Below are 7,647 nucleotides of genomic sequence, written 5' to 3' on the forward strand. Positions count from 1 at the left end.
CTCCGGAAATCAGGGGCTCGCGTGGCGCAGGGCGGCGAGGATGGCGAGGCGCAGCCCGGCGACGCCGTCCGGGTGGTCCTCCCGGTTGCGGGGGATGTCGACGGTCCATTCCTGCACCAGATGGCCGGGGCGGCCGCCCATCAGCAGGATGCGGTCGGCCACCAGGATGGCTTCGTCGATGTCGTGGGTGACCAGCAGCACCGCCGAATGCCAGCGGTGCACCACGTCCACCAGCAGCGCCTGCATCTCGGCGCGGGTGATGGCGTCGAGGGCCGAGAAGGGTTCGTCGGCGAACAACAGCTCGGGCTCGCGGGCCAGCGCCCGGGCCAGCGCCGCCCGCTGGGCCATGCCGCCGGAAAGCTGGGCCGGATAAGCCGCCTCGCGCCCGGCAAGGCCCACCGCCTCGATGGCAGCGGCGATCCGGGCTTTCAGGGCGTCCTTGCCGGCCCGGGGCTGGTGGGCAAAATCGAGGCCGAAGCCCACGTTGTCGGCGAGCCGCAGCCACGGCAGCAGGCTGGGCTGCTGAAACACCAGCGCGCTGCGCGGGTGGGGCGCAGCCTGGGGCTGGCCGAGAAAGCGCACTTCGCCGGTGGCGGGCTTCTCGAGCCCGGCCAGCACGCGCAGCAACGTGGATTTACCGCAGCCGCTGCTGCCCAGCAGGGCGACGATCTCGCGCCGGCGGATCGCCAGCGAGATACCGTCGAACACCGTGCCGACACCCGCGTGGGCGAAGGACAGCCCATGGGCGCCCAGCACCGGCGTGGCGGTATCGGCGCCCGTCAGCGCGGCATCGACCAGTGGCGCGTTCATGCGGCCCTCAGCGCGGCCTGGCGCGCCAGTTCGCCGTGGAGCTGGGTGAGGCTGGGTGTGACGACGGGCACGAAGGCGGCCTCCAGCCAGCGCCGGGCAAAGTCGCCGGTGGTGGCGACGAGGTAGGCCCGGCCGCCGGTGGCGTCCAGCTCCAGATCCACCGCCTCGCGCACCAGCGCGGCGAGCCGGATGCGGATGCGGAACAGCGGCGCGGCCTGGGGCGCAAAACGCCCGTCGAGCACGCCGGCCTTGAGCTCGGCCACAGCGTCGGCCAGATCGGCCTCGATCCGCTCGATGCGCGGCACGAGGCCCGAGCGCGCCGCGCTGCCCGATGCCCGCGACGCGGCGAGGCTGGCCCGCGCAAGGCCGATCGCCATGCCGCACTGCAGGCCGAGGAAGCTCGGGCGCACGGTGGGGATGAAGCTGCGCGCGTCGGCGTGGATCAGCTGCTCCGGCCCCGATTCGACGCCACGGATGTCGATGGCGGCCGTGTTGCTTCCGCGCAGCGCCAGCAGTTCCAGATCGTCGCTGCGGGTGATGCCCGGCGTGTCGTGGAAGAAGGCGACGATGGCCGGCGGCTGCCCATCGGTGGGCTGCACCGCAGCCGCCACGCCAAAACCGGGCCGGCGCAGGTTTGTGACCCACGGCAGGTGGCCGTCGAGCCGCCAGCCCTCACCCGCCGGCGTGGCGGCGATGGACAGGTTCTCGATGCCCGACAGGAACTTCATGGCGTTGGAGAGTCCGGTCGCCCCGGCCAGCTCGCCCGCCAGCAGCGCCGGCAGCCGGCGCTCGCGCAGCGCGGCGTTGGGGCTTTGCAGCAGGTATTCGATGAAGGTGCGCTGGCCCCAGAACACGAAGGCGGCGGTGAGCGAGCGCTCGGCCACCCGGGCGATGGCCTCGATGGCGTCGGCCGTGGTGCCGCCGCTGCCACCCACGGCTTCGGGCACGCCGATGCGGAAGAAGCCCGCCGCGCCGAGCACGGGGATTGCCGCGTCGGCGTGAGGTACGCCGTTGTTGAGGGAGTCGGCGTGGGCGCTCACCCAGGCCAGGGCGTCGTCCTGGCTGCGGATCGGGGATGTCATTGCGCGAGGGCTCCGGGCCGGTAGGCCTGCAGCTCGGGGTTGATCCCGGTGCCGGCCAGGTTGTTGGCGAAGTTGCACAGGGTGGCGAGACTCACGCCCAGCAGCACTTCCAGCACCTGCTGTTCGGTGAAGCCGGCAGCAAGGAAATCCGCCAGCTCGCCCTTGGCCACGTTGCCGCGGGTGAGGATCACCGCGCGGGTGAAGGCCACCAGCGCGTCGATGCGGGCGTTGCCGGTGGTGGCGCGTTCCTGCAGGGCGCGCACCAGATCCTTCTCGAGCCCGGCCTTCTTGAGGGCGATGGCGGTGTGGCCGGCCACGCAGAAGTCGCAGCCATGCACGCTGGCGGCGGTGATCTGGACCACCTCGCGCTCGGCGAGGCTGAGGCTCGCCCGGGCGTTGATGCCGGAGACGGTGAGGTAGGTTTCCAGCGCCACCGGCGCGTTGGCGAGCACGCCGATCAGGTTGGGCAGGAAGCCGTTGTTGGTGATCACGGTGTCGATGAAGCCGCGGCTGCCTTCGGGGGCAGTGACGGGGGTGTGGACGGTCAGTCGGGTCATGGAAATCTCCGCAGGGGTTCTCGATGAAGCAGATTGTCCGCACCGGGCGGGCCGCGCTCTATGCACGGGCGTCGCGGGTTTTTGCTCAATCGTCCAATCAGCGGTGGGTGTGGGGCAGGTGCATCCGGCGGGCACGCTGGAAGGCGCCGGGCTGCTCGCCGATCACCTTCTTGAAGGCCCGGGTGAAGGCCGCCTGGGAGGCGTAGCCCACGTGCTCGGCGGCCCGCAGCACGCTGTCGCCACCCTGCAGGCGCCGCGCGGCGATCTTCATCCGCACCTGCAACAGAAACTGCGCCGGCGGCTGGCCGCTGGCCTCGATGAAATGCCGGCAGAAGCTGGCCCGGGACATGCACGCAGCCTTCGCCATGTCGTCCACCGACCAATCTTTGCCGGGCTCGCGCAGCAGGTCGTCCAGCAGCGGCGCGAACTCCGGCCGGCGGGCCACGGCGAGCAGACCGCCGGCCACCTCGTCGCGCCGGGCCACATCGCGGATCACGTAGAAGAACAGCAGCTCGGTGAGCCGCTCGATGAGGGGCGAGCCGGCCTCGCCGCTGCGCTCGGCCTCGGCCAGGATCAGCGTAAAAAGCGGCCCGATCGCGTCGCGGGACGGCGAATCGGCGCGGATCAGCACATAGTCGGGGAACGCCCCGCGGAACAGCTCGCCGAGCAGTCCGCGAAAGGTGAAGAAGCCGCAGGCCAGCCCGCAGGCACCGTCCAGCGCCGGGCTCATCGGCTGCATCGGGCACGGGCGAAAGTCGGCACCTTCGGCCTCGGGGGTGAGGCAGTGGGGGATGTCGCGCAACAGGAAGACGCCCTCCCCTTCACCCAGCCGGATCGGGGCCTGCCCCTCCAGGTGCAGCCACGAATGGCCGCGCAGCACCAGATGGAAGCTCGCCCGGTCGCGCCCGGCGGTGGACGCCCGCCACGGGCCGCAATACTGGCCCACGTGAAAGACCGTGGTGTCCAGCTCCAGCCCGCTGACGAGCCAGTGAGCAAGACGATCGGTTTCGGCGTTCATGGGGGCACATCCGGGCTTGAGAGGCTGCCAGTGTTGCCAAAGCCGACCGCAAAACGAACCAATAAAAAGTGGATTGCTTATCGCTGCAGGGGCGACCCGCGCAGGCGGCCCGGAGCGGCAGTCGATGCGATGAAGTCGTCTTCTGGTCACCCGCAGCAGTCAGAACGACGGCGGATCACTCAAATCAGCGTCGCCGATTCCGAACGAGCGTTCTGTGCCCAAAGCCCCAAGCGCGCCTCAGGTAGCGGGTGCGGCACGGGCTACCGTACGGAATGCAATCTTCCGTACCAAAGAAAAAGGCCACCTGAAAAGTGGCCTGAGTCCTTGATTTTATGGCGCGCCCGAGGCCCTTCGGAGGAAAGGCTAGCTCTGTGCATGTTTTAAGTACAGACTTGACCACATCTGGCTGAAAGTGGTGTCTGGCATGGTCTGTGTGCTACAGTCTCGCGCAGCTCCTTGCCTACCGAGACTCCGCTGTGCCCCCTTCTAACCCGATCCAGAGCACCACGGAACCGCTCCTGCCGAACGACGAATGTGCGAGTAATCCGACTCTTGCCCTCCTTCCTAGAGCATGGGATGAGCTCGCAACCTGGGCCGAAGAGAACCACATCCTCGGTAGCCTGATACTCATTGTTGATGCAACGATGGCGCTGGAACGTCCGGGCGCGATCGGCACAGTGCTCCACTATCTGGTTCGGCCTGATGTACTGGATATCTTGAGCCTGTGGTCTGCCGAAAACAGTACCGCTATGCAACTCTACGAACTCGCGGTACGCCTGTCGACGGCGGACGCGATTTTGTCTAAGTATCAGCCCCTGCCGGAAGCAAAGACAGCCCGGACTCGCTTTTCGGGTTTCTCGCTGGAGAGACTCTACATCTTCGCTTTATTGGCCACGCGAAATCCATACGCTCGCACCGACCAACGTCTCTACCAATATTTTGAACGGTTTCGCCTCTGGGCGCTGATCCATGCGCTTGAGCGTGCCACACAAAATCTGCTGTACGACCGCTACCTTCGGTATGTAGCTGACAGGCTCCGTCTTGCGGGCGACGGAGTGAACGAATGGTTGCGCTTGGCGGAACAGCTGTTAAGTGGTGCTCAAGGTTACAGCGCGTTTGAACTTCATATTGATAACAAGGCGCAATATCATCTCAGTAACCTTTGGTTGGACAAGGGTGCTCGCCCGTTTCTGCAAAGTCTTTCCCACGTGGCGAGGCGGGAGTTTCCGCCGGATGCCGTGTCGGTTACAGGACTGTCGTCCCACCTACCTCCGGCCGGACGTCCGTGGAGCCGAAGCTCTACCCCCATTCTGCTTGAGGGCATGGATGACCTCGATGGCCCCAGCCCGGCTGCAGTTGTAGGAGAGGGGGACGGAGACCCGATATTTTCTTCGGACGTTCCGCAGGACGCGACACTTGCGCAGCAGCGACGCCACGCTTCCTCGGTGATCCTGGCCAGCGTGGAGGACAACCACTTCCTCCCCTGGAGTGTGAATCGACCAAGGCCTAGTGAAGTGAGGGCACTGGAACTGTGGATCAGCGAAACCTTACTTGGAAACGATGATGGTGCGCAGCGACTGGCAGCCACTGCCTGGATTGCTCTACGGACAGGTCGGTCGCTTCGACGAACCCTCGATATGGTAGTAGGGCCGGATTGCGGGGAGGAGTGGTCGGTCTCGCCCGCGGGGCTGACTCGACTGCCTGCTCGCCGCGATAGCGGATGGAGGCCGGAGGCTTCTGCCACACCTTGGATTCGCGCGCTGGCGCTTAAGCATGCGATCACTTTCCCATCCTCGATTTCGACCGCACTGAACCGATGGAGGGCTGAAAGGCCAGGAGCAAACACGCTTGGGGAGTTGCTGGATAGGCAGTCTGTCCTGAGCAGTTTCGGCCCCGCGACGAAGCCGATTGCGCGTCGGCTAACTGGGGGAATGCTTGCGCAGGCGCTTCCACAAGCGCTTTATGCCGTGTCCAATGATGCCATTTTTTCCAGACTGTTCTGCAGGCACCCTAATTCGGGTTTGCCTGGCGCAGCTGCATACCCAAGCTGGAGCGGTGGTGAGCTATTCAAGATCCTGAACTCCGTCGGTGTACCTCTGGCGAGTATAGAGCCGCCGGACGGCAATGCACTGGGAAGCAGGCTCGACCCCATTGAGTCCAAGCTTCGTCTTGAGATCCGTGACGCTGGGTTAAGGCTTCAAGATGCTCGGAGAGGTGGAGTTATCGCATTTCATAATGCGCTGACTGCCTACATTGTGGTGGCATTGCACGCTGCTACAGGGGTTCGCCCCGTACGTGCTGCATTTGAGTCGCAGCGTGATTTCGACTTCAAACACCACTTCGTGTTCGTTTCGGACAAGCAAAGTGGTAAGGCCCGCGACGGTCGACTGGTGCCGGTACCAATGGCTCTGTGTGACTACATAGCCACCGCTTACCTTCCCTACATTCAGGAGCTAGGGCGATGGATATCGGCGGCTGGGGACTTTGCCTTCGGCGAACGAGTCAGCGCACTTGCTGGTCGGGACGCTACCGCCTCAATCCCACTGTTTTTCTCGCTACGTCGGGATGGGGATGTTTTGGCTTGGTCGTCGGTCAATGAGCATTTCATCGAGCAGCAAGGTCTATTTCGGTGGCCGTTGCCTTTGCGGCATTTTCGGCATCGTCTGGCAACCCGGCTGCGTCGCCACGGGGTCGATCCTGAAATCATCGACGGACTCCTCGGGCATGCCGAACGTGGGAGTGCCTCTTACAGCGATCGGTCACCACGAGTGTGGTTGGAGGACCTGACGAACATCCGGGGAATCCTCGATCAGACATTTGCTGATCTCGGTTTTTCCCCGGTCGCACCAGTGCCGTCATCTGATCTGTCAGCATTGAACGGTCTACGTCCGGCTGGCACGAGCACTGATCGGCAGAAGCTCTTTGGTCGTGCGGAGCGACAGGCCAACCGGCTCGAGCGCATGCGTGTCGCTGTCGAAAGCGCCCGGGGGATAATCAAGCAAATTTGCGGTGCGCGGGATCTGGGAGAGCTGAATGCCGATGAACTCGATAGCCTGGCTCAGACCCTTTTGTTTACTGGGAAAGGCTTACCTCATCCGCTCGGTCCACTTCGCTATAGCGTCCTGATGCGTGGGCTCGACCGAGCCCAACTCAGACATCCACGTACGGTTCGGCTGAAACGTATATACCTAACGCTTGAGAGCGAGCCGTCACAGTTTACCCAAGAAGCAGCCGGCGCCCTCGAAACCTTCGGCCATCTTTGTGATGTACTCAATTCTGTCGTCGAGCCAAATGATCCCCGACGAGCCATCAGACGGTCGCTCACGCTTGGTGTAATTCGCCTCGTCGTAAAGAGCCGATTCTGTGACCTTAAGACGCTTAAGGGGCTTCTGACTGGGCGCAATTATCGTGTCATCGGCTTCGGAAAGCGTCATTACCTAGAAATCGGAGCCGAAACGGAAAGTGACATTCGGGAGGCGGGGGCTGACGCGCTGTGCAGGCGCATTGAGATCGATTACGCCACCGCACGCCTACTTGGTGCAACTGTGAGCTCCGACCAAGCGATCAATGCAGGCAATCGACTTGTCGATCCTGCGCTGCAGCCAATTGCCGCTGAGCTGTGCCGACATTTAAATTTCGAAAAATCCCTCGTAGCGGTTGCCCAGTTGATCGAAAGGTTGGCAATGTTGGTCGATCAGGTCAATGTGATCACTCTGCCAGGAATCGTTGCAGGATACCTCTCAGGTCGGGTCGAATCATATTCGATGACCTGGTACGACTTCGCCAGGTTGCACGAGGGATTTTCTAGGGACTTCAGCGCATATGGGGCTCAGGCGGAGAGTTGCGCTGCCGAGGTCGCCGAATTTGATGGTGAGCTGCTGCCTCCCGCAAAGGAGCGTGCCCCTGCTGACGTTAGCCAGGCTGCAGGCCGGAAACTGCTTACCGAAGTACGCGAAGTCTACGGTTCACTTCCCCCTTCGGGGCGCTCCGTCGGCCGGGTGAAACGGTCGACACTCGCAAACCGGATCCGTGAGCTTGTGCGCGGAGCGGGGGCAATGCTCCCAACTTAAGCCCCCTTATATGCCAAATGCTGGTGCGGCTTGACGCGTCGTGGCCTGGGGTAACTTCGATCAGGTTGGATGTGGCAGCGGGCACACGCGATGGCGTCAAGCACGGTCTG

Annotated in this window: 5 protein-coding genes; 1 reads left to right on the forward strand and 4 read right to left on the reverse strand. The window is 64.0% G+C overall.

Going from position 1 to position 7,647, the window contains the following annotated elements:
- Positions 1–9 precede the first annotated feature (9 nt).
- The 4 genes from GH681_RS21155 to GH681_RS21170 all read right to left on the reverse strand — a co-directional run bounded on the left by GH681_RS21155 (position 10) and on the right by GH681_RS21170 (position 3,467).
- Complete coding sequence (locus tag GH681_RS21155) at positions 10–810, reverse strand: ABC transporter ATP-binding protein (protein WP_153163529.1); 801 nt, start codon at positions 808–810, stop codon at positions 10–12.
- Positions 807–1,892 (reverse strand): acyl-CoA dehydrogenase family protein, encoded by a 1,086-nt coding sequence (locus GH681_RS21160; RefSeq protein ID WP_153163530.1) that lies wholly within the window; start codon positions 1,890–1,892, stop codon positions 807–809. Before GH681_RS21160 ends, GH681_RS21155 begins: the two co-directional genes overlap by 4 nt.
- Positions 1,889–2,449: a carboxymuconolactone decarboxylase family protein gene (locus GH681_RS21165; protein ID WP_153163531.1), complete on the reverse strand. Its 561-nt coding sequence runs from the start codon at positions 2,447–2,449 to the stop codon at positions 1,889–1,891. The genes GH681_RS21160 and GH681_RS21165 overlap by 4 nt, the downstream gene beginning before the upstream one ends.
- A 97-nt stretch (positions 2,450–2,546) precedes the next feature.
- Entirely contained in the window at positions 2,547–3,467 is a 921-nt protein-coding gene (locus GH681_RS21170) for an AraC family transcriptional regulator (protein ID WP_153163532.1), read from the reverse strand.
- Positions 3,468–3,943: 476 nt separating this feature from the next.
- Between GH681_RS21170 and GH681_RS21175 the strand changes: the two genes are divergently transcribed.
- A complete protein-coding gene (locus GH681_RS21175; RefSeq protein ID WP_228112015.1) occupies positions 3,944–7,537 on the forward strand; it encodes a hypothetical protein in 3,594 nt (1,197 codons plus the stop codon).
- Positions 7,538–7,647: the final 110 nt, after the last annotated feature.

This window comes from Zoogloea sp. 1C4, assembly GCF_009469605.1.
GTDB lineage: Bacteria > Pseudomonadota > Gammaproteobacteria > Burkholderiales > Rhodocyclaceae > Zoogloea > Zoogloea oryzae.